Source organism: Vibrio sp. M60_M70 (genome assembly GCF_037162085.1).
Classification (GTDB): Bacteria; Pseudomonadota; Gammaproteobacteria; order Enterobacterales; family Vibrionaceae; genus Vibrio; species Vibrio diabolicus.
Map to the genome: position 1 here is coordinate 1,573,981 of NZ_JARLUL010000002.1, position 21,503 is coordinate 1,595,483.

Annotated in this window: 15 protein-coding genes; 9 read left to right on the forward strand and 6 right to left on the reverse strand. The window is 47.7% G+C overall.

Annotated features, from left to right (window positions below):
* Positions 1-4 precede the first annotated feature (4 nt).
* Entirely contained in the window at positions 5-538 is a 534-nt protein-coding gene (locus P4S59_RS22700; RefSeq protein ID WP_005391235.1) for a YbhB/YbcL family Raf kinase inhibitor-like protein, read from the reverse strand.
* A gap of 188 nt (positions 539-726) precedes the next feature.
* On the opposite strand from P4S59_RS22700, the gene P4S59_RS22705 reads away from it, so the two are divergent.
* Positions 727-1,518, forward strand: coding sequence for a PhzF family phenazine biosynthesis protein (locus tag P4S59_RS22705; protein WP_337169106.1), 792 nt, complete (start codon positions 727-729; stop codon positions 1,516-1,518).
* 92 nt (positions 1,519-1,610) lie between these two features.
* On the opposite strand, the gene P4S59_RS22710 is transcribed toward P4S59_RS22705, so the two are convergent.
* Entirely contained in the window at positions 1,611-2,639 is a 1,029-nt protein-coding gene (locus P4S59_RS22710; RefSeq protein ID WP_337169107.1) for a lactonase family protein, read from the reverse strand.
* Between the two features lie 406 nt (positions 2,640-3,045).
* Here P4S59_RS22710 and P4S59_RS22715 point away from each other — a divergent pair, with 406 nt between their 5' ends.
* Genes P4S59_RS22715 through P4S59_RS22725 form a run of 3 tightly spaced genes read left to right on the forward strand, consistent with a single transcriptional unit; the run spans position 3,046 to position 6,021 of the window.
* On the forward strand, positions 3,046-3,993 hold the full coding sequence (locus P4S59_RS22715) for an HlyD family secretion protein (protein WP_104973854.1): 948 nt from the start codon (positions 3,046-3,048) through the stop codon (positions 3,991-3,993).
* Positions 3,994-3,997: 4 nt separating this feature from the next.
* Positions 3,998-4,924 (forward strand): ABC transporter ATP-binding protein, encoded by a 927-nt coding sequence (locus P4S59_RS22720; RefSeq protein WP_337169108.1) that lies wholly within the window; start codon positions 3,998-4,000, stop codon positions 4,922-4,924.
* Complete coding sequence (locus P4S59_RS22725; RefSeq protein ID WP_005498311.1) at positions 4,924-6,021, forward strand: ABC transporter permease; 1,098 nt, start codon at positions 4,924-4,926, stop codon at positions 6,019-6,021. The genes P4S59_RS22720 and P4S59_RS22725 overlap by 1 nt, the downstream gene beginning before the upstream one ends.
* Positions 6,022-6,129: 108 nt before the next feature.
* On the opposite strand, the gene P4S59_RS22730 is transcribed toward P4S59_RS22725, so the two are convergent.
* The 3 genes from P4S59_RS22730 to fdhF form a co-directional block, all read right to left on the reverse strand.
* Positions 6,130-6,501 carry a hypothetical protein gene (locus tag P4S59_RS22730; RefSeq protein WP_005391248.1) on the reverse strand — a complete coding sequence of 124 codons (372 nt, stop codon included), beginning with the start codon at positions 6,499-6,501 and terminating at the stop codon, positions 6,130-6,132.
* A gap of 176 nt (positions 6,502-6,677) precedes the next feature.
* Entirely contained in the window at positions 6,678-7,625 is a 948-nt protein-coding gene (locus P4S59_RS22735; RefSeq protein ID WP_104973857.1) for an endonuclease/exonuclease/phosphatase family protein, read from the reverse strand.
* Positions 7,626-7,697: 72 nt separating this feature from the next.
* Entirely contained in the window at positions 7,698-11,966 is a 4,269-nt protein-coding gene (gene fdhF / locus P4S59_RS22740) for a formate dehydrogenase subunit alpha (RefSeq protein WP_337169109.1), read from the reverse strand.
* 244 nt (positions 11,967-12,210) lie between these two features.
* Between fdhF and P4S59_RS22745 the strand changes: the two genes are divergently transcribed.
* The 5 genes from P4S59_RS22745 (at position 12,211) to copI (ending at position 19,891) form a co-directional block, all read left to right on the forward strand.
* Positions 12,211-12,630, forward strand: coding sequence for a hypothetical protein (locus P4S59_RS22745; protein ID WP_005391253.1), 420 nt, complete (start codon positions 12,211-12,213; stop codon positions 12,628-12,630).
* A gap of 218 nt (positions 12,631-12,848) precedes the next feature.
* Positions 12,849-14,285: a TolC family protein gene (locus P4S59_RS22750; RefSeq protein WP_337169110.1), complete on the forward strand. Its 1,437-nt coding sequence runs from the start codon at positions 12,849-12,851 to the stop codon at positions 14,283-14,285.
* A gap of 102 nt (positions 14,286-14,387) precedes the next feature.
* The gene (locus tag P4S59_RS22755) at positions 14,388-16,103 is read left to right on the forward strand and encodes an efflux RND transporter periplasmic adaptor subunit (RefSeq protein ID WP_337169111.1); all 1,716 of its coding nucleotides are present in this window, start codon (positions 14,388-14,390) and stop codon (positions 16,101-16,103) included.
* A gap of 2 nt (positions 16,104-16,105) precedes the next feature.
* On the forward strand, positions 16,106-19,246 hold the full coding sequence (locus P4S59_RS22760; RefSeq protein ID WP_337169112.1) for an efflux RND transporter permease subunit: 3,141 nt from the start codon (positions 16,106-16,108) through the stop codon (positions 19,244-19,246).
* 63 nt (positions 19,247-19,309) lie between these two features.
* Positions 19,310-19,891 (forward strand): copper-resistant cuproprotein CopI, encoded by a 582-nt coding sequence (gene copI, locus P4S59_RS22765; RefSeq protein WP_048625289.1) that lies wholly within the window; start codon positions 19,310-19,312, stop codon positions 19,889-19,891.
* Positions 19,892-19,988: 97 nt separating this feature from the next.
* Here copI and P4S59_RS22770 read toward each other — a convergent pair whose 3' ends face one another.
* Positions 19,989-21,338, reverse strand: a complete 1,350-nt coding sequence (locus tag P4S59_RS22770; RefSeq protein ID WP_048625564.1) for a ferredoxin reductase family protein — start codon at positions 21,336-21,338, stop codon at positions 19,989-19,991.
* Positions 21,339-21,503 lie beyond the last annotated feature (165 nt).

Genomic DNA, 21,503 nt, shown 5'->3' on the forward strand with positions numbered 1-21,503 from the left:
TTAATTATCGCGTGTAAGTCGCGGTTAACTTCGCGTTGTCCAATGCGACACTATTCAACGTAAATCCCACAACCGCCGCTGGCGTGTTCTCATCCAAGTTCAACTTATCACTCGGCAGCGCCCAAACGGTAAACTGGTAGCGGTGCATACCATCTTTTTCTGGAGGACATGCGCCGCCAAAACCAGTAGTACCGTAATCGATACGAGACTCCTTACCGCCGAGCTTGCTGATATCAACGCCACGAGGCAGCTCGTTAACTGAGGCTGGAATATCAAACGCTATCCAATGCCAAAAACCACTGCCTGTTGGTGCATCAGGATCGTACGCGGTAATCGCAAAACTTTTTGTACCCTTTGGAACGTCTTTCCACATCAGTTGTGGAGACTGGTTCGCACCATCACATCCCCAACCTGAATATTCAAATGTCTTCGCCATTGGATGACCTTCTTGAATATCTTTGCTCGTTAGTTCAAAAGCATGGGCAGAGCCGATAACCAAAACGCTAAGGGCCAAAACAGACTTGTGAATCGCTTTCATGTGTTTATTCCTTTCAATGAGTTCAATTCAAGTCTATTCATCAACCCAAGCCAAGATACATCAATAAGTATCACAAAATATAAAACCATCGTCTATTTTGATACTTTAAGATTCAAACATAAATTTCTTATTCTCTGAGTTGCATCTGGTTTATGCTAACCAACCGCTCAGAGAACAAGGAAGACAAAATGGAACTGGATATCTACGTCGTTGACGCATTTACAGACACGCAATTTAAAGGCAACTCAGCCGCAGTCGTACCCTTGCAAGAATGGTTAGAACCAGAGCTAATGCAAAACATTGCAGCGGAAAACAACCTCTCTGAAACCGCGTTTGTTAAAGCGATTGGTACGAATCAATATGAAGTACGCTGGTTTTCGCCACTCACAGAAATCGACTTTTGTGGACACGCAACGCTCGCGGCTTCCATGGTGTTGTTCGACCAACTCGGCGTTACAGGAAGTATTGAGTTTCACACATTAAAAGTGGGTACCTTAACCGTAATTAAGAACGCACTTGGCAAGATTGAAATGACATTTCCAACAAGACCGCCACTACCCGTCGACGCCATTCCTATGCAATTAATTAAGGGATTAAACTGCGAGGTCACACACGTACTGCTTAGCCCGCAAGCTTACTTCGTCATCGTGGAAGATGAGCAAACCGTTTTCGATGTTCAATATCGATCCGACCAACTGAAACAACTAGCCCCTTACGATGTCGTCGTCACATCAAAAGGCAGTCAATACGACTTTGTATCTCGCTACTTTTGGCCAGCTAACGGCGGAGATGAAGACCCTGTCACAGGATCAATCCACGCAGGCTTAGCACCATATTGGGCGCAAGAGCTCGGCAAAGCATCTTTAGTGGCGTATCAATCATCAGCACGTGGTGGCATTCTGTACTGCGAAGTCAAGGAGGATTGCGTCAATGTATCTGGTGATGGTGTGTTGTATATGAAAGGCAAAATTTACGTCTAACTGCGCGTTGAGGATTGGCGTTAACTGTTTTTATCCTGAAAGCCTAGCCGCCCGCTAGGCTTTTCTATTTCCTGTTGTTTCAGCGTTAATCGTTACAAAGGTTGTTCGACAATACACACTGGAGAGCCTATCTCACAGTCATAACCCGTTGGGGTAATTTCACCGGTTTGAGGGTTGCGACGAAAGCTCACCACATTGTTGGAATGTTGATTGGCAACCAGCAACCACTTTTGATCATGAGACAACACAAAATCTCGTGGAAAAGCCCCTTCACAGTGAATGGCTGCTCGCCTTTTGGGCGTATCACCAGACACATCAAACACACTGATTTTGTTCTGAGCTCGGCAAGAGACATACAAAAACGTTTCATCTTGCGACAGACGAATCGCCGCCGCCGCTTGCTGATTCTCTTCCCCTTCTAACAATTCTGTTTGATTCGAGATAAGCCATTTATCTTGGTGCTTAACCAGAACAATCAAGGTTTCTGACAGTTCGCAAACCACATACGCTGTCGACTCTTGTTGGTTAAACACCAGATGGCGCGGTCCCGAACCTGCGGGCAAATGAATCACTTGCGACAGTGAAAAATCCGGCGGCTGGGCATCGTAATCATAAATAAGGACGCTATCGCTGCCTAAGTCTACGACAACCAATTGATCACTGTGCTTTAAAAACGTGACTTGATGAGCATGAGGAGAAGTTTGGCGCTCTAAATTCGGCCCGCATCCATCAACGTATAAATCCGCCAATAAACCAAGCGGTTTACCATCGCGATCCAATTGAAATACGCTAACATTTCCAGAACCATAGTTAGCGACCGCCAACAACGGTTTTTTGATATCCAAATGACACGGATAATCGCCGTTAATCGGCAAAGAGACGGATTCACTACCGCGAAAAAACGCGAGCTCAGCACCTTCATTTCTATCCATTTCGCTAAACGTATACAGCCCGTGTTCGGTGGTCGTGAGATAGGACGGATTACGTTGAACTACAATATCGTCAAGCCGAGTCAGTTCACCCGTTTCAGTGTTCAGCGCTACACGCGCGATGCCCGTGCTCGTACTCGGTGGGTTGGTGTAAGTGCCAATATAAAAATGCACGTGACCAGTTGTTGTCATGGATGGCCTTATATGAGTGATTCGTATTATTCAACACCTTGCCTATTGTCATGGTCGACCGCAATCCATTTTACGAATCAACCACTTAAAATGTGAAGTGATTTCTAATTCAGAATCAATTGACAACTTGCAGCCTCAACTAGCCTAGTGTTTACCGCTGGGCATTTAATTTTACTTATCAGGAAAAACCTGACCTCGTTCAAGGTTTTTTCATTCCACCTCGCGACAAGCTTGTTCCAACGCTAAGCCTCTCTATTTAAAAAGAATCGCTTGTAGATAAAATGCTAAGCTCTAACAAGAAATCGTTATGGATGGCGATGAGCGACGGGTTAGCGGACTCAATCAACACGCTCCCGTTCACAAGTTATCTATTCATGCATTATTTCTTCAAAGGAAGCACCGCACTATGAAGCGAATCATTTTTGGCACATTGGTTATTGCCCTTTTAAGCGCCTGTTCAAAAGATAACACGCACCAAGCGCTTGGCACTTTAGAACGTGACCGCGTAACGTTTACTGCCACATCTAATGAGATAATTAGAGCCCTTCCTGTCAAAGAAGGCAGCTTGGTCAGTGAAGGGGAAGTGTTGGTTCAGCTCGATACCAAGAATCAACAAGCCGTTCTTGCACACGCCGTTGCCGAGCAAGCCAAAGCGGGAGCGTATTTGCTTAAATTGACCAATGGTGAACGTCCAGAAGACATTGCTGCCGCATCAGCACGCGTAGCCCGAGCGGAAGCGCAGCTCACCGAAGCGCAGAAAAACTATCAACGCAAAGCAGAACTGGTGCGTAAAAAGCTCATCAGCCAATCCGAAAAAGATTCCGCTCTTGCGGCAAGGGACTCTGCGAGAGCTGAATTAGACTCAGCAAAAGAAGAGTTCAGTAAGCTCACCGCAGGTTCTCGCCTAGAAGACATCGAACAAGCTAAAGCCGCTTTAATGGCGGCAAAAGCCGAAGTGGCGTTGCAAGAGCAAAAACTGGCAGAACTCACCATCACGGCCACGCGTGACGGTACGCTCGATAATTTGCCTTACAACCTTGGCGAACGCGTACCAGTGAACGGTGTGGTTGCCGTGATTCAAGCCAACCGCGTGCCGTATGCGCGAGTGTATGTTCCTGCCGATTATCGAATCGGGTTTATTCCTGGGAAAACCGTGACGGTAAATGTCGATGGCCTGGAGAGTCCATTACAAGGCACCGTTCGTTGGGTGGCTAGTGAGCCGTCATTCACGCCCTACTTCGCACTAACCGAAGAAGAACGTTCACGATTGATGTATCTAGCAGAAGTTGATTTACCTGAGACTGCCAAAACGTTGCCGTCCGGTGTGCCTGCCCAAGTAGATTTGATGGAGTAAGCCAATGACCGAGTATGCAATTCAAGCTCAAAATGTGGTCAAAAAGTTCGGCGACTTTACTGCTATCAATAACATCACACTCAACGTGCCCAAAGGCAGCATTTACGGATTTTTGGGGCAAAATGGTTGTGGTAAGTCGACCACCATTCGTGTGCTCACCGGCCTTCTTAGCCCAAGCGAAGGCAGTGTGAATGTGCTTGGATTAGAAATCCCAAAGCAATCCGAACAACTGCGGCTCAAAATTGGCTACATGACACAAAAGTTCTCGTTGTACGACGACCTATCCGTTCAAGAAAACCTCGAATTTATTGGGCAAATTTTTGGTTTAAGCAGCAAGTCGCTGAAAGAGCGGATCGAAGAGCAGCTCACCACTTACGGGTTGGATCAATTGCGCAAACAGCGCGTAAGCGGCATGAGTGGCGGTCAAAAGCAGCGCCTTTCACTCGCCGCGGCGACCATGCACAAACCCGAACTGCTATTTTTGGATGAGCCGACATCCGCCGTTGATCCCGAAAATCGACGCGATTTTTGGGAGCAGTTGTTCGACTTGTGCGATCAAGGTACGACGATTTTGGTCACCACGCATTACATGGACGAAGCAGAGCGCTGCCACCGTCTGGCGATCATGGAGTCGGGCGAAATTCGTGCCGATGGCGAGCCAGAACAGTTAATGGAACAGATGGGCGTTAATATCATTGAGGTGAAAACCGACAAACTTCGTGAACTCAAAGAAAAGCTGATTCAACGTGACGAAGTTCGCTCTGCGGCGCAGTTGGGGATTCGTTTACGCATCCTTATCCACCAGCATGTCGAGCAGCCGATTGAATGGTTAAAGCAGACGTTTCCCGAACTTCAAAACACTGAAATGAACCACGCTCGCCCAAGCTTAGAAGATGTTTTTGTCAGCGTGACAGGGAAAGGCCGCCAATGATGAAACCTATCGCCCGCATGAAAGCCGTCATGATCAAAGAGATTCGCCAACTTTCCCGTGACCGAATCACATTTGGCATGGTGGTGATGATCCCGCTTATCCAGCTTTTGTTGTTCGGCTTTGCAATCAATACGGACATTCGCAACATTCCGGTAGGTGTTGTCGACCAAAGTGGCAGCACCGCCGGACGGATCATTACCCAGTCCGTCAAAGTCACTCAAGTGGTGGATATCAAAGAAACCTATGCCACCGCGCAAGAGGCTGAACAAGCGATTCAAGATGGTATTGTGCGCGCCGTGCTGATTTTGCCAAGCGATCTCACACAACGCATGATGCAAGGTCGGGAGCTTGGGCAGTGGATTGTGGATGGGTCAGATACCATGATCAGCTCGGCAATATTGTCGTTGCAAACCATGCCATTGACCGATTTTGATTTCGAGATTCGCCCAGCGCCAAGCAAAACATTCGAAGTCGCACTCTACTACAACCCAAGTCGGCGTTCTGCGGTCAACATCGTACCCGGCTTACTCGGTGTGATTCTCACCATGACGATGATTTTGTTCACCAGTGCCGCGATTGTACGAGAACGTGAACGGGGAAATTTGGAGCTATTGATCACCACGCCCATCCACTCGATAGAGCTAATGGTGGCGAAAATCGTGCCGTATATCTTTGTCGGCTTAATTCAGGTTTTCATCATTCTAGGGTTGGGACATTGGATTTTCGGCGTGCCGATTAACGGTGCAATCAGCCAAATTTTGTTTGGAACCTTGTTGTTTATCGCCGCCAGCTTAACTTTAGGATTGGTCATATCCACCATCGCCACAACTCAGCTTCAAGCCATGCAAATGACGGTGTTCATTCTTCTGCCTTCAATTCTGCTGTCTGGATTTATGTTCCCTTACGAGGGCATGCCAGTCGCAGCACAGTGGATTTCAGAAGCCCTGCCCGCCACTCACTTTATGCGCATGATTCGAGGCATAGTGTTGCGAGGAGCGGATCTGATGGACTTATGGCGAGATACCCTTTGGTTGCTCGGGTTTACCGTATTTGGATTGGTCGTTGCGTCACTGAGGTTTAAGAAATCGCTCGATTAAACTTGCCAATTTTTCTCTTTCGCAGAAACAAAAATAGCCTCGACAATGAGGCTATTTTTGTTTGGATATTCAAATTTAGTTTTACCGGACTTAACTAAGCAACTCACCTTAATAATATTCGCCGTACGAGCAGTCTCGTAAGTCTGAAATACTGTAGTTTTTCAAAGAGTTGATTTTAAAGTTAAACACCACCTGTTTACAGACGACACCTTCACGATCGGTATAGGTAATAAAGCCTTCACTGTAAGCACGTTTGCCATCAGAAGACGTAACATCGGCCACGAGTTCTAAATGCCCTTTGTGCGCCTCTACGCGATTCATCATCTCAAACACATCCATCCACTCTTCGCGATTTGCCATTTGTATCAACATGGATTTGGCCTGTGTTTCCAACTGCTGCGGATACACGTAATAACGGTTGTAACCAAAGTATGCGCACATCAGTAATAGAACGAGTGCAAATGAGGTTGTTCTTGTCATGCAAGCTGCCTCTTGTTGTTATAAAAATCCTGCTTCGTTAGTTCAGTATAGGAAGCAAGCAAAGTTTAGGTCATGGAACTTGCTCAAATAACAGAGAACAGTCAGAGACAGTCAATTCTATGAAAAGCTCAGTACCGGTTTTACTTATGAAACATGACAAACTCTAAGGGCTTGAACTATGGGATATGCACACCGATCTGGGTTGTCACCATGCGGTGATCTGAGCCTTGAGGAAAAGCAGAGGATTCACGAGAGCAGATGATTCGCTGTCCTTGCTCAGATTTTAGCCACAAATGATCAATACCTATCATCATCGGCTCTGGCACGTTGATGCCTTTGATGTTAGTTGGCCAGCTCGTCACTGGCGCGGTTTGGAAACTCGGGAACAGCGCAGAAAAACGAGGGCTAACCGAGGAGAGATTGAAATCCCCCACAACCAACACCTCTGGCTCGGGATAAAGCGCGGTCAGCATTTCTATAGTTCGCACCAGCGCATTTCTTTGATGCCAAAGCTCGCTGGTTCTTGGTGACGGTGGATGAGCCGCAAACAAAGTGATCGGTGCTTGACCTTTAGGCAACCAAACCGCTCTGATGACTTCTTGTCCATTTGGCGCACGATAAACCGAAACCTCCGTGATCGGGTGTCGGCTAAGAATCATCAAATTTGATGGGTACCCTACGTCACGTTGGCCACCATAATAATGCGGATAGACATCATCCAACATGTGCAAAAGGCTGCCAACACGCGGCGTCAGCTCTTGCATCACCGCCAAATCAGCAGGATGCCTCAACAGATAGTTGATGAACTGATTGATGTCTGAGTTTTCGTAAAAAAGATTGAATTGAATGACGCTCAACGAGTGCGAGCAAGACGCCACGTGGCTGCGCTGCGACGGAACAAGTAACGAGACAAACAAAATAGCGACAAAGGCAGAAAATGCACTTTGCAACCATCGACGAGTGATGAAAAACGCCGAGGCTAACACAACGTAAGTGAACACAATGAGGGCGGGAATCGAGGTAAGATTCTCCGCCCACCAAATATGTTCAATTTGCCTGACCGCCAGCCAAATAAGAGCGGGTAGAAGCAATATGATCCACTTAAAAACGCTCGGCACACGCACTGCTCGTTTCGCTATTACATATCATAAGCTTAAATGCAATTTCTCAACTCGCCAGTGCGTGAAGCGTTGATGTTAGACGTGGTGTACCGCTTCCTCGACAGGCTCTGGTTGAGCAGCCGTTTCACTGATTTCAATCTTCACCGCTGCGACTTTGAATTCAGGAATTTTCGCATGCGGGTCCGTTGCCGTAGTCGTCAAGCGGTTGACCGGCGATTCAACGAAATGAAACGGGATAAACACGACGCCTTTTTGCATTCGCTTGGTCACAAACGCATCAATTTCGATGCTGCCACGACGAGTCGACACTTTTAGGCGCTGACCATTATGGATACCAATTGCTTCGGCATCTTCAACACTGATCATCGCTCTTGGCCCAGCAAGGTTATCCAACCCTTTCGTTTTGCGTGTCATCGTACCGGTGTGGAACTGTTCTAGCACACGCCCTGTTGTAAGCACCAAAGGATACTCTTCATCAGGCAACTCAGCTGCATAGCGGAACGGCACGCCCACCATTTGCCCTTTCCCTCGGGTAAATTGGGTTTGGTGCATAATACGAGTACCGTTTGGATTGTTCTTGTTACTTGGCCATTGAACACCGTTCGGCGTGATCGCGTCCCAGCGCAACCCTGCATATTGCGGCGTTACACGCGCGATCTCGCTAGTGATTTCAGAAACGCACTGGTAATGCCAATCGCTACCCATCGCGTTTGCGATCGCTTGAATGATCCACCAATCTTCTTTCGCCTCACCCGGCGCTTTCACTGCCGCATTAACGCGCTGCACGCGGCGCTCAGTATTGGTGAAGTGACCGGATTTCTCCGCAAATGAACAAGAAGGCAATACCACATCGGCGTACTGCGCCGTCTCGGTGAGGAAGATGTCTTGCACGACCAAGAAGTCGAGTGCTTCCAACCCTTCAATCACGTGTGCTTGGTTTGGATCACTCAGTACTGGGTTTTCGCCCATGATGTACATCCCGCGAACTTCTCGTTTGCACGCCGCATCGATGATTTCCGTTAGGGTAAGCCCTTGCTCAGAAGGTAAGTTCGGCGCATCCCACTCAATCGCGAATTTCTGACGAACAATCGGGTTATACACTTTTTGGTATCCCGGATAACAGTTCGGCAATGCGCCCATATCACACGCACCTTGTACGTTTGATTGACCGCGCAGTGGGTTAATACCACCACCCTCAATACCGATGTTGCCACACAACAATTGCAGGTTTGCAATCGAACGAACGTTGTCGTGCCCTGTAGTATGCTGGGTAATACCCATTGAGTAATACACCGCCGTGCGTTTTGCCGTACCGATCATTCGCGCCATCGCGAAAATATCGTCCGCTTTTACGCCCGTTACTAACTCAACTTTATCGAGGTTGTACGCTGGCGACATCACCTCTTGAAGCAAGGTATCAAAGCCGTCGACGCGCTCTTCGATGTATTCTTGATCGTACCAACCATTTTTGATGATTTGCTGCATCACGCCGTTGAGCAACATAACATCCGTACCCGGTCGATGCGCTAAGTACAGCTCTGCATGTTCGGCCATGTCCACTCGTTTCGGGTCTGCCACAATCAAGCGTGCCCCGTGATGACGAATCGCCTGTTTGATATGCGAAGCGATGATCGGGTGCGCAGATGTGGTGTCAGAACCGATAATAAAGATCACATCGGAATGCTTAATGCTTGGAATGTCGTTGGTCATCGCACCACTCCCCAGCGATGCTTCAAGCCCTGTCACACTTGATGCGTGACACAAACGTGCGCAGTGATCAACGTTGTTCGTACCAAGTTCACGACGGATGAATTTTTGAAACGCGTAGTTATCTTCGTTAGTGGTTTTCGCTGAAGAGAATCCGGCCAGTGCGTTGCTACCAAAATCTTGCTTGATGGTCGAAAGCTTCGAAGCCACTAGCTGAATCGCTTCGTTCCAACTTGCTGGCTGCAACCAACCATCTTTACGAATCAGTGGTGTCGTTAAACGCTCTTCGCTGCTAATGAAATCAAAACCAAAACGGCCTTTCACACACAGCATACCTTGGTTAACTGGCGAATCCGCACCTTTTACATAGCGGATTTTGTTTTGTTGCTCATCGACAAACATGGTCAACTTACAACCCACACCGCAGTAGGTACAAATGGTGTCGACGGCTTTTAGGTGTTCGGTTCTACCTTGAGAACGATCACGGCTGTCCACCATCGCGCCCGTTGGACACGCCTGAACACACGCCCCACATTGCACGCATTTTGAATCGCCCATGAGCGTCAAACCGCTGCAACTTGAGCCTTTTTCATCGGAACGGAATCGTGGACGATCATCTGGTCTTAAAGCTGGTCGGCCATTTTTATCCGACACAAAACTCAACACACCATGTACCGCTTGCTCGCGGCATGCTTGAATACACTGACCACAACTGATGCAGCGGTTAGCATCAAATTCAATGAACTCAGAACTGCGGTCTACTTCGTACTTATGACGAAGATCTTTCGCTCGCAAATCGAGCCAATCTTGATGGCCAATCACGCTAGCAGAGGAAACGTCCACGGAAACATCGAAATGTTGCTCGGCATGATATTCCGTTGAGTAATCTCGCAAGGCACAGTCGGTATTCGCTTGGCACCCACACTCTAAGCACCGCGCCGCTTCTTTCATGGCCTCTTCGTTATCAAAGCCCAGTTCCACTTCAGCAAAACTCTGCTCACGCTGCGCTGGAGTCAACTCCGGCATGATTGAACGAGCAACTTTTTGGATATTTTCGAAATGAAGTGGGTCTACCTGCGCCAGTTTTTTCTCTTTACGAGAGTTGAACGCAGGTTTCGGCAAGTCCGCCATATCGCCATTGAGGAACAGATCAATCGCTTTTGCCGCAACTCGCCCATCTCCCACTGCTTCAACCGCTGTCGCAGGACCACGACGAAAATCACCGATACTGAAGATATTGCCCGTACCCGTGTGCATGGTTTGCGCATCGGATTCAGATGTGTTCCAACGCGTTAGAGGAATGGAGAGCTCATCGTTTTCTAAGAAGCTGAGATCCGGCTTTTGCGATACCGCTGCAATCACGGTATCAAATGCTTCAGTAAAGAACTCACCCGTTGGTTTCGGGCTACGACGACCAGACGCATCTGGCTCACCTAACGCCATTCGTTCTAATCGAATTGCCTTCACGCGGCCGTTTTCATCCGCGATGTTTTCCGCCGGATTCGTTAAGAAATGGAACTTTACGCCCTCATGTTCAGCTTCGACGATTTCGTAGTCTTCGGCTGGCATTTCGTCACGAGTTCGACGATAGATCAAAGTGGTATCGGCACCCGCACGACGCGCCGTACGCGCGCAGTCGATCGCAGTGTTACCACCACCAATCACGGCAACTTTTCTGCCCGTCGCGTAGTTTTGTTCTGTAACGTAATCTTTCAGGTAATCAACACCGAGATAACAGCCGTCCAAGTCGCTACCAGGATAATTCATTTCTACCGCTTGAGACGCCCCCACAGCCAAACAGACGGCATCGTAGTCTTCACTCAATTGAGACAGCGTGAAATCAACACCAAGCTTTTTGTTGGTTTCAACTTGCATGCCGTTGCGGCACATCAGTTCGATTTCTTTGTCTAGAATGTCTTTGGGTAGGCGATATTCAGGAATGCCGTAGCGTAGCCAACCGCCTGCTTTTGGCATGGACTCAAATACGGTGACGTCATAACCTTCATTCGACAAGTAATAACCTGCCGTTAAGCCACCGGGGCCACTACCAACAACGGCGATCTTGCGATGCTTCGCTGTTTTTTTCTCTGGGACATACGCTTCATGCGCCGCTAAATCTGCGTCTGCGGCATGGCGTTTGAGTTGGCGAATGGCAATCGGCTCATCCACCAAAGAACGGCGACACTCACTTTCGCAGAATGCCGGACACACGCGCCCAATCGACAACGGCATTGGCAGTGTGCGTTTAATAACTTCAATCGCTTTTTGATGATCGTTTTGCGAGATATGGTAGAGATAAGATTGGATGTCTACTCCAGCAGGACACGCCGTTTTACAAGGAGCTTCACAGTCGGCGTAGTGGTCCGTCATGATTCGGTTGAGCGCTTTTCTGCGGTGCTCACTCAGTTGTTCTGATTGTGTGACGACATTGAGACCGCGGTACACTTTGAGATCACAGGCGCGCTTAGTTCCGCCACTTTCCACTTCGACCACACACAAATCACACGGAATTTTCTCGTTACTTTTGTTCATTCCGCACAGTGAAGGGATTTCGACCCCGCACACTTTGGCTGCTTCCAGAAGGGTTAGCCCCTCTTCTACAATTCTATATTTTCCATCGATGACAATTTCTATCATACAACCCCCGAAGCAGGCACACTAAACCTTACATTCTATAAGGATAAACCCTACCATGGAAAGTTCGTGTGACAAAAAACTCACTAGCGAGATATTTCTTAGCGATTAATATGTCCAATTGACTTTAAGATGTAGAACTCATTATCTCGAAGTGGGGTCGGTATAATCCTTGACTTTACCCCTAGGGTAACCTTTATTATTTAGTGGTTACTCGATATATAAGCTCATTTTGACTGGAAACCGTATGCGTCTGAAATCATTGCATACAATTTGGCTAACGTTATGTACAACGCTGATACTGCTGGTATCTAGCGTGGTAAATAGTGCGCCTTTAATGAGCCTAAAAATGATGTCGAGTGATGCCATGATGTCTGCTCACATGACGGAAATGGCAAGCGAGAACGATCACTGCGGCTCCCCGAGTATGAGCATGGAGATGGCCTCATCGTTGAGCTCCGACTCTGCAGAGATTACCATGAGCTGTGTTGATGGCTCCGGTATGATCCACAATTGCTGTACAGCATCTTGCTCATTCGTTTTTGTCCCATTACCAGTCACTGACAGCCAGCTCTCCCCATTGGCTTGTCGCGCATCCATTGCCTCAGAAATTACCGCACCAGTGGTACAAGTCACCCATGATTTGTATCGGCCTCCGATAGTTTAATCCATACAAAGCATTCGACCCTGCATCGCTTTGCAGGCAGTTTCTTTGCGCCCAACTGATAGCGTGCTCACCTCAGCTATTCGCTCGTAACTCCATTTGTTACCTGCTATTTAGCGATAAAAAAGTGCGTCATCCGTTTGGCAAATACCAACGCTCTCCCGCTCGGTTCAATCGATCCCGAAACGCAAAAGAGCTTGGTATCAATTTGGATGTAAATTATGGAATTCAACCCAAATCGCTTAGTGGCACCAGTATGCTCACTGGCTCTGGTTGCCCTACCTGCTTTCAATGTGGTGGCACAATCGCCAGCCAATACGAAAGCACAACAAGAAGCGCAAGCTCAATCAATCCAAGCTCAGTCAATCCAAGCTCAGTCAACCAATGAGCTAGCAAACCTCATTAGCGTTGCGTTGAGTAACGATGGCAACCGTAAGCAGTTCTATGCTCAATCGGAAGCAATGCGTGAAACAGGCGTAGCCAGCGCAACCTTGATGGACCCGAAATTGAAAGTCGGTTTTGGTGGTTTGCCTGTCGATAGCTTCAAATTTGACGAAGATCCAATGACCAATATCTCCGTCGGTTTGATGCAACAGTTCGAACGTGGCTCGACGCTCGATCTTCAACAAAAGAAAGCCAATCAACAAGCCGATGGTTTGTCGTTGCAAGTTCACGCACGGGAGCTTGAAGTGGCAAACAGCATGACTCAGCTTTGGTTGGAGCTGGGCTATCAGCAGAAAGCAGAGCAAATTTTGCTAGAAAACCGTCGGCTCATGACGGAAATGGAAAACTTCATTCAAACCAATTACTCAATCGGCAAAAGCGAAGCGCAAGATTTACTGAATGCACAGCTTCAAGTGAGTAAGTTGGATGAAAAGCTGCAAGCCAACGCACAAATGCAGCGCCGTTTGGTCTCGCAACTCTCAGAATGGTTGGGCTCTGACTGGCTCAATACCTATACCCAAAACGGACGCTCAACACTTCAAGCCAGCAACACACTGACTTGGGCGTCATTAAACCAAAAGTTGTCTGCAAATAACGAAACGACCAAGCACTACCAACAGTTGAGTGAGCACCCGATGGTAAAAATGGCAGACGTAAGTATTTCTGCCAATGAAACTCAAGTGGACATTGCAGAGCAAGCTTACACACCTCAATTTGGTGTGGAAGTGATGTATGCCTATCGTCAAGCCAACAATATGAAAGGCGAACCAGCATCGGATTTGGTGAGCGCGTATCTAACGATGGACATTCCCCTGTTCACTGGCAATCGCCAAGACCGCAACTTAGCTGCCGCCCAGTATCAAGTGGGTGCCGCTCGTTCACAAAAAGATACGTTACTGACTCAGATGAACGCAAAGGTCAACACATTGCTGGTTGATCGCGCCAACTTGAGTCAGCGTTTAGAGCGTTATCAATCCACCTTACTTCCCCAAGTTCAAGCTCGTATTCACGCGGTAGAAAGGGGCTATCAAAACAACACCGCACAGTTTAACGACGTGATCATGGCAAGCACAGACGAGCTGGCGCTAAAGCTCGAACAGCAACGTCTTATTACCGATTTAAACATCGTAAACAGCAACTTAGCGGCTTTATTGGGTGGTTTCGAATATCAAGTATCCGCACCCAACATCACGACTGAAGCAAGCGCGAACTAAAACAAAACATGAGAGAACCCAAGTTTGGGGACGATGGCGAATGCACACCAATAAACAATCAACATCGCTGTCATGCCTCATGGGGAAAATAAGGAATTAGGAATGAGTTCAAATTCAATCAAGATAGCAACCATCGCTCTGCTTGTTGGCGGGGCACTAGGGTTTGGCGTTAATCAGTACCTATCTGGTGCAAACCACGACATGAGTGGCTCAGGCGCTAACGCTGCAAGCAGCTCAAACGAGCCACTCTATTGGGTTGCTCCAATGGATCCAAATTATAAGCGCGACAAACCGGGCAAATCGCCAATGGGCATGGACTTGATCCCAGTGTACGCTGAAGATCTCGCAGGTGAACAAGACAAACCCGGCACGGTAAAAATTGACCCATCAGTTGAAAACAACTTAGGTGTAAAAACCGCTCAAGTCTCTTTAGAGCAACTTTCACCTCGGATTGAAACTGTCGGCTATATCGCGTTTGACGAAAGTCATTTGTGGCAAACCAACGTTCGCGTGGCTGGCTGGGTTGAAAAGCTTTACATCAATGCCGTGGGTGAAAAGGTCAACAAAGGCGATGTGCTGTTCACGCTGTATTCGCCTGAGCTAGTCAAAGCACAAGAAGAGCTACTGAACGCCTACCGAACTGGGCGTAATGGTCTGGTGAAAGGCGCGACAGAACGTTTAGTGACACTGGGTGTTGATCGTTCTCAAATCAGAGCCATCACTCAACGCGGGAAAGCATCGCAAACTATTGAAATTAAAGCTCCGGAAGATGGCGTCATCGCGAGTTTGAACGTTCGTGAAGGTGGTTACCTATCCCCTGCTCAAGCGGTGATCAGCGCGGGCCCACTTGAAAATGTATGGGTGGATGCCGAAGTATTTGAGCGCCAAGCTCACTGGATGAAAGCAGGAAGTAGCGCCACTATGACGCTTGATGCTATTCCAGGCAATGAATGGAAAGGGGTTGTCGACTACGTATACCCTATTCTGGATCCTAAAACTCGTACCTTGCGTGTACGCCTCAAGTTCCCTAACCCGAATGGCGATCTTAAACCTAATATGTTTGCCAACATTGCCCTTCAACCAGTCACTGATAACGCAGTTATGACGATTCCTAAATCTTCCGTTATTCGATCCGGCGGTATGACCCGAGTCGTGTTGTCTGAAGGCGATGGTAAATACCGCTCAACGCGCATCAAAGTTGGGCGTGAAGCCGACGACAAAATCGAGGTGCTGCAAGGTCTGTCTCAAGATGATCGCATCGTAACCTCTGCACACTTTATGTTGGATTCGGAATCAAGCCAAACGGCTGATCTATCCCGTATTTCATCACCTAACGAAGCCAAAGCAGAAACAGTTTGGGCTAAGGGTGAAATCACCGATGTGATGAAAGATCACCGTATGTTGACCATCAACCATCAGCCCGTAGCAGAGTGGGATTGGCCGGGTATGGTCATGAACTTTACCCTCGCAGATGACGTTGATGTGGGCACTCTGCAAAAAGGCCAAGCTATCGAGTTTGAAATTCAGAAAACAGAGTCCGGTCAATATGAAGTCGTTGACTACAAAGCCGATGACAGCGTTGTCGTGACTGACGTATGGATTACCGGAGATATCAGCATGTTGATGGCGGATTTTGGGATGATAACTCTCAACCACCTCCCAGTTGCAGAATGGAACTGGGAGGCAGGAGAGATGAACTTCTCTGTGGGTGATGAAGTGGATCTATCCGGATTCAAAGAAGGTCAGAAAGTACGGTTTTTAGTTGAAAAACAAGGAGCTGACTACGTCTTGAAGCAACTTGAAGCGGTTGAGGGCTAACTATGATTGGAGCAATAATCCGCTGGTCGATCAAAAACCGTTTCATGGTTTTGATCGCTACCTTAGCGCTTGTTTTAACCGGACTTTACAGTGTAAAGAATACACCTGTAGACGCCATTCCGGATCTTTCTGATGTTCAAGTGATCATCAAAACAAGCTACCCAGGCCAAGCACCTCAAGTGGTGGAAGATCAAGTTACTTATCCGCTAACCACCGCGATGCTCGCCGTACCGGGTGCAGAAACCGTTCGTGGTTATTCATTCTTTGGTGACTCATATGTTTATATCATTTTTAACGATGATACCGACATGTATTGGGCACGTTCGCGCGTTTTAGAGTACCTAAGCCAAGTAGCACCTAAATTACCACCGAGTGCAAAACCGACATTAGGACCAGATGCAACGGGTGTGGGCTGGGTCTACAGCTATGTACTACAAGATAAAACTGGCAACCATGATCTTGCTGATCTGCGTAGTATGCAAGACTGGTTCTTGAAATATGAGCTGCAAACCGTCGATGGAGTCTCTGAAGTCGCAACCGTTGGCGGTATGGTGAAGCAATATCAAGTTCAGATTGACCCAGCTAAGCTACGTGCTTACAACCTGACACTGCAACAAGTGAACATGGCGATCCAAAACGGCAATCAGGAAACGGGTGCCTCTGTTGTTGAAGTAGCAGAAGCGGAACATATGGTTCGCACTACAGGTTACCTAACGAGTATTGAGGATATTGAATCACTCCCGCTCAAAGTGACAGAGAAAGGTACACCGCTCTTACTGGGCGACATTGCCGACATCAACTTAGGTCCGCAAATGCGTCGCGGCATCTCTGAGCTTAACGGCGAAGGTGAAGCGGTTGGTGGCGTTATTGTCATGCGATTCGGCGAAAACGCGAGTGAAGTCATCAGCAAAGTTAAAGACAAACTGGAAGATTTACAGCGCAGCTTACCGGATGGTGTAGAAATCGTGCCTACTTACGATCGCTCCACGCTGATTAACGCTGCCGTAGAAAACTTGTGGAAGAAATTGGCGGAAGAATTCATCGTCGTGGCGATTGTTTGTGCCCTCTTCCTATTTCACATCCGTTCGTCTTTGGTTATCGCGCTGAGCTTGCCCGTCGGTATTTTATCCGCGTTTATCGTCATGCATTCTCAAGGCATTAATGCCAACATCATGTCGCTAGGGGGGATTGCCATCGCCATCGGTGCAATGGTTGATGGTGCCATCGTAATGATAGAAAACGTCCACAAGCATATTGAACGAACGCCTCTCACGGATAAGAACCGCTGGCAAGTGATTGGCAAAGCCGCTGAAGAAGTGGGCGCGCCCCTGTTCTTCTCACTGCTTATCATCACGTTAAGCTTTGTGCCAGTATTTGCACTGGAAGGTCAAGAGGGCAAGATGTTCTCCCCTCTCGCCTTTACTAAAACTTATGCAATGGCCGCAGCGGCAGGTTTGGCAATTACCCTCGTACCTGTGCTAATGGGGTATTTCATCCGTGGCAACGTATTACCAGAGCATAAGAATCCAGTAAATAGAGGCTTAATTGCGCTGTATCGCCCGTTGCTGAATACCAGCCTCAAGTACCCTAAGAGTATGATCGTTATCGCTTTAGGCCTAATGGCGTCAGCTTACTATCCAACCAGTCAACTGGGTAGCGAGTTCATCCCACCATTGGATGAAGGCGATTTGATGTACATGCCGACCACCTACCCGGGCATTTCCATCGGTAAAGCACGTGAGTTGGTTCAGCAAACGAACAAGCTGATCAAAACCGTACCGGAAGTTAAAACGGTTTGGGGCAAGATTGGCCGTGCAGAAACGGCCACCGACCCTGCACCACTCACCATGATTGAAACGGTAATTCAGCTCAAACCTCATGACCAATGGCGTGAAGGTGTGACCACTGAGTCATTGCGTAAAGAGTTCGACAATCTCGTGCAGTTCCCGGGGCTAACCAACGCGTGGGTAATGCCGATCAAAACGCGTATTGACATGCTGGCGACCGGTATTAAAACGCCAATTGGGATCAAAATCGCAGGCCCAGACCTGAAAGAGATCGAAAAAATTGGTGCTCAGATGGAACCTATTCTTAATAGCGTTCACGGTACCTCATCTGTATATGCGGAGCGTGTCGCGGGTGGCCGTTACGTAACGATTGATATCAAACGCCGCGCAGCTGCGAGATATGGATTGAGCATCAAAGACGTTCAGCAAGTCATCTCAACCGCTGTCGGTGGTATGAATGTTGGAGAAACCATTGAAGGGCTAGAGCGCTACCCGATTAACGTCCGCTATCCGCAAGATTACCGTGACTCTGTGGTTAAACTGCAAAACCTACCACTGGTAACCCCCAACGGCGCACGCATCGCACTCGCAGACGTGGCAGATATTCGTTATGAGGATGGCCCACCGATGATCAAAACCGAAAACGCGCGTCCAAACGGTTGGGTTTTCGTGGATATCGAAGGTCGTGACCTAGGCTCATACGTAGTGGAAGCACAACAAGTAGTAGCAGATCAACTTGAATTACCTGCGGGTTATTCGCTGGCTTGGTCAGGTCAGTACGAATACATGGAACGCGCCAAAGACCGCTTAAGTGTCGTAGTACCAATCACTATTGCGATCATCATGATGCTACTTTACTTCAGCTTCCGCCGTGTAGGTGAGGTGCTGATCATCATGCTGACGCTGCCTTTAGCAATGGTTGGTGGCTTATGGCTGATGCATTATCTGAACTACAACTTCTCTATTGCCGTGGGGGTAGGTTTTATCGCCCTCGCCGGCGTTGCGGTGGAGATAGGCGTCATCATGCTGGTGTATCTCAACCAAGCGTGGCACCACCGAAAACTGGATGCAGAAGAGAAACAACGACCGCTTCAAGCACGGGATCTTACAGACGCAATTCGCGAAGGCGCTGGCTTGCGTGTGCGGCCTGTCATGATGACCGTATTAACGGTAATCATTGGTCTTATTCCAATCATGTACGGCGAAGGGACAGGCTCTGAAGTGATGCAACGCATCGCTGCACCGATGATTGGTGGCATGGCCTCTGCCCTGCTGTTAACGCTGCTTGTGCTACCTGCCATCTTCAAGCTGTGGAAACAGCGTGAAGTGAAATCAACTCAACACCAAGATAAATAACAACGAGCGCCATTATTCAGAGAGTAATGGCGCGATAGCTCATTGATAGTAAAGGAAATCAACATGAAAAAGACTCTTATCACTCTTGCTCTAACCATGGTATCGGGTGGCGTATTTGCTCAAATGGATAACTCAAACATGAACCACGACAACATGGAGCATGATCAAATGGATCACGGTTCCATGAACATGGATAATATGCCGATGGATCATGGAAAAATGGACCACGGTAAAATGGATCATTCTGGTATGAGCGGCATGCCGGGCATGTCAGCGGTTGGTATGCCTGCAAATGGCGCAAAACCAGACAAAGTCGTTCATGTACTCTTAACGGATGATATGAAAATTACATTCAAAAAAGACGTGACAATAGAACCGGATGATGTGGTTCAATTTGTGGTAATGAATACAGGCAAAATCAATCACGAATTTACCATTGGTTCAGCAGAAGAACAGCTTAAACACCGTGAAATGATGAAAACCATGTCTGGCGATCACATGCATGACTCCGGCAATGCGGTCACAGTTGAACCAGGCAAAGCGAAACAACTCCTGTGGCACTTCCATGGCGATAAAAATGTAGAGTTCGCGTGTAATATTCCCGGTCATGCAGAAGCCGGCATGGTCAAAAAAGTGGAACTGTAGTGAAACCGGATTTACGCATTCACACGGTTCTTAGACGTTAAATGTAAATACAAAAGGAGCTGATTCAGCTCCTTTTTATTTCACCCCAAATACTAGATTATCGCATCACAAACAGCTCTTCATGATAGTGATGTTCTGTATCAAAACGATATGCCTCTAACTCTTTTTTCAGGGTTCGAGAAAATACCTCCGGTCCACAGAAATAAAACTCATAACGCGATAAATCGCCGCATTCCTTCGCAATTTGTTCAACATTAAGTCGAGGTGAAATCGCAGTATCTATCACGTTCAGTTTCACTTGTGCCTGACGCGCAGCATTCCACAGTTCATCCACTAAATGACTATCTAAGCCACGTGTGCAATAAAACAAATGCACTGGCGGATGTATTTTTAACGCTTTCAGTGAAGATAAGATGGCAAAGAACGACGCTATCCCGACACCACCAGCAATCCAAACTTGCGGCTTGTTGACATCAAACTCTAAACGTCCATACGGCCCTTCAACAACAACCTCATCGCCCGCTTTCACGCGCTGGTACAAATTGGTCGTGAAATCGCCTAGCTCTTTGATCAAAAAGCGAATCTCTGGATCGTGCCCACCTGAAACAATCGTAAACGGATGCGGATCTTCATTACCAAAACGAACATAAGCAAACTGCCCGACTTTGTGTCCTTGCCAAGGTTTTCCTTGACCGTTATTGCTTGGCGCCAAAACCAGCTCCATCACGCGCGCTTGAGGGAAGTAGCGAGTCGACACCACTTTGGCGGGATAGCGATTCGCTCGTCCGACAAAGCCAAACAAGCTATAAACGGCAGCCGCAGAGCCCATCAATGCAAAACCAAAAGCGACAAAATGAATGGGATCGCCCCAGTATGCATGCTTTATCAATAAGACCGAATGCAAGGCAACCATCAAATACACCACAGCCATTAAACGATGGGATAACTTAAACGGTTTGTATTTAACAACAGTCCAGAGTGACACTACCAGCAATACCAATAGCAAATAAAAGCCCCACTCACCTAAATCCAAGCCTATATCACGCAGTTCTTTAACCCATAACTCAAAACCAACGAAGTTATTGCCTGATGGCCCCGCTCCAGTGTGTTTTACTGGTTTTTCCAACCAACCAGCAGCAACGAGCCACTTCGGCACTTTATACATAAGCCAATGGATCACACCCAAACTGACGCCTGCTATACCTAACCACTTGTGTACTCGATATGCCTTGTCCATGCCATGAACCCATTGCTCTATCACAGGTAAGCGCAGCGCCAGAACCATCGCAATAGACATCAAAGCTAACGACAAAACACCAGAATATTGAATAAGCGCGGAGCGCCATTGGAAGAATTGGGTCGAGGAAAGCAGTTGCGGTTCACTCATCCACCACAACACAGACACGGCGGCAATTATCATCCATACAAAATTTCGTACAGTTTTCATGAACATCACTCTCAAATTGACGACAACTCTAGTTTAGTTTTTCTAGCGTAATGCAACGTCAATATTCGTAAAGTTGAGTAAAGCCACAATATACTTAAGGTCAATAACAAACTTGGAGGTATTGCGCAGAATCCTACAAAAAATCGACATGGATTTAACAGTGGT

Coding starts and splice junctions, on each gene's coding strand:
- P4S59_RS22700 (WP_005391235.1), bottom strand. CDS start 538: ATGAAAGCGATTCACAAGTCTGTTTTGGCCCTTAGCGTTTTGGTTATC.
- P4S59_RS22705 (WP_337169106.1), top strand. CDS start 727: ATGGAACTGGATATCTACGTCGTTGACGCATTTACAGACACGCAATTT.
- P4S59_RS22710 (WP_337169107.1), bottom strand. CDS start 2,639: ATGACAACAACTGGTCACGTGCATTTTTATATTGGCACTTACACCAAC.
- P4S59_RS22715 (WP_104973854.1), top strand. CDS start 3,046: ATGAAGCGAATCATTTTTGGCACATTGGTTATTGCCCTTTTAAGCGCC.
- P4S59_RS22720 (WP_337169108.1), top strand. CDS start 3,998: ATGACCGAGTATGCAATTCAAGCTCAAAATGTGGTCAAAAAGTTCGGC.
- P4S59_RS22725 (WP_005498311.1), top strand. CDS start 4,924: ATGAAACCTATCGCCCGCATGAAAGCCGTCATGATCAAAGAGATTCGC.
- P4S59_RS22730 (WP_005391248.1), bottom strand. CDS start 6,501: ATGACAAGAACAACCTCATTTGCACTCGTTCTATTACTGATGTGCGCA.
- fdhF (WP_337169109.1), bottom strand. CDS start 11,966: ATGATAGAAATTGTCATCGATGGAAAATATAGAATTGTAGAAGAGGGG.
- P4S59_RS22745 (WP_005391253.1), top strand. CDS start 12,211: ATGCGTCTGAAATCATTGCATACAATTTGGCTAACGTTATGTACAACG.
- P4S59_RS22750 (WP_337169110.1), top strand. CDS start 12,849: ATGGAATTCAACCCAAATCGCTTAGTGGCACCAGTATGCTCACTGGCT.
- P4S59_RS22755 (WP_337169111.1), top strand. CDS start 14,388: ATGAGTTCAAATTCAATCAAGATAGCAACCATCGCTCTGCTTGTTGGC.
- P4S59_RS22760 (WP_337169112.1), top strand. CDS start 16,106: ATGATTGGAGCAATAATCCGCTGGTCGATCAAAAACCGTTTCATGGTT.
- copI (WP_048625289.1), top strand. CDS start 19,310: ATGAAAAAGACTCTTATCACTCTTGCTCTAACCATGGTATCGGGTGGC.
- P4S59_RS22770 (WP_048625564.1), bottom strand. CDS start 21,338: ATGAAAACTGTACGAAATTTTGTATGGATGATAATTGCCGCCGTGTCT.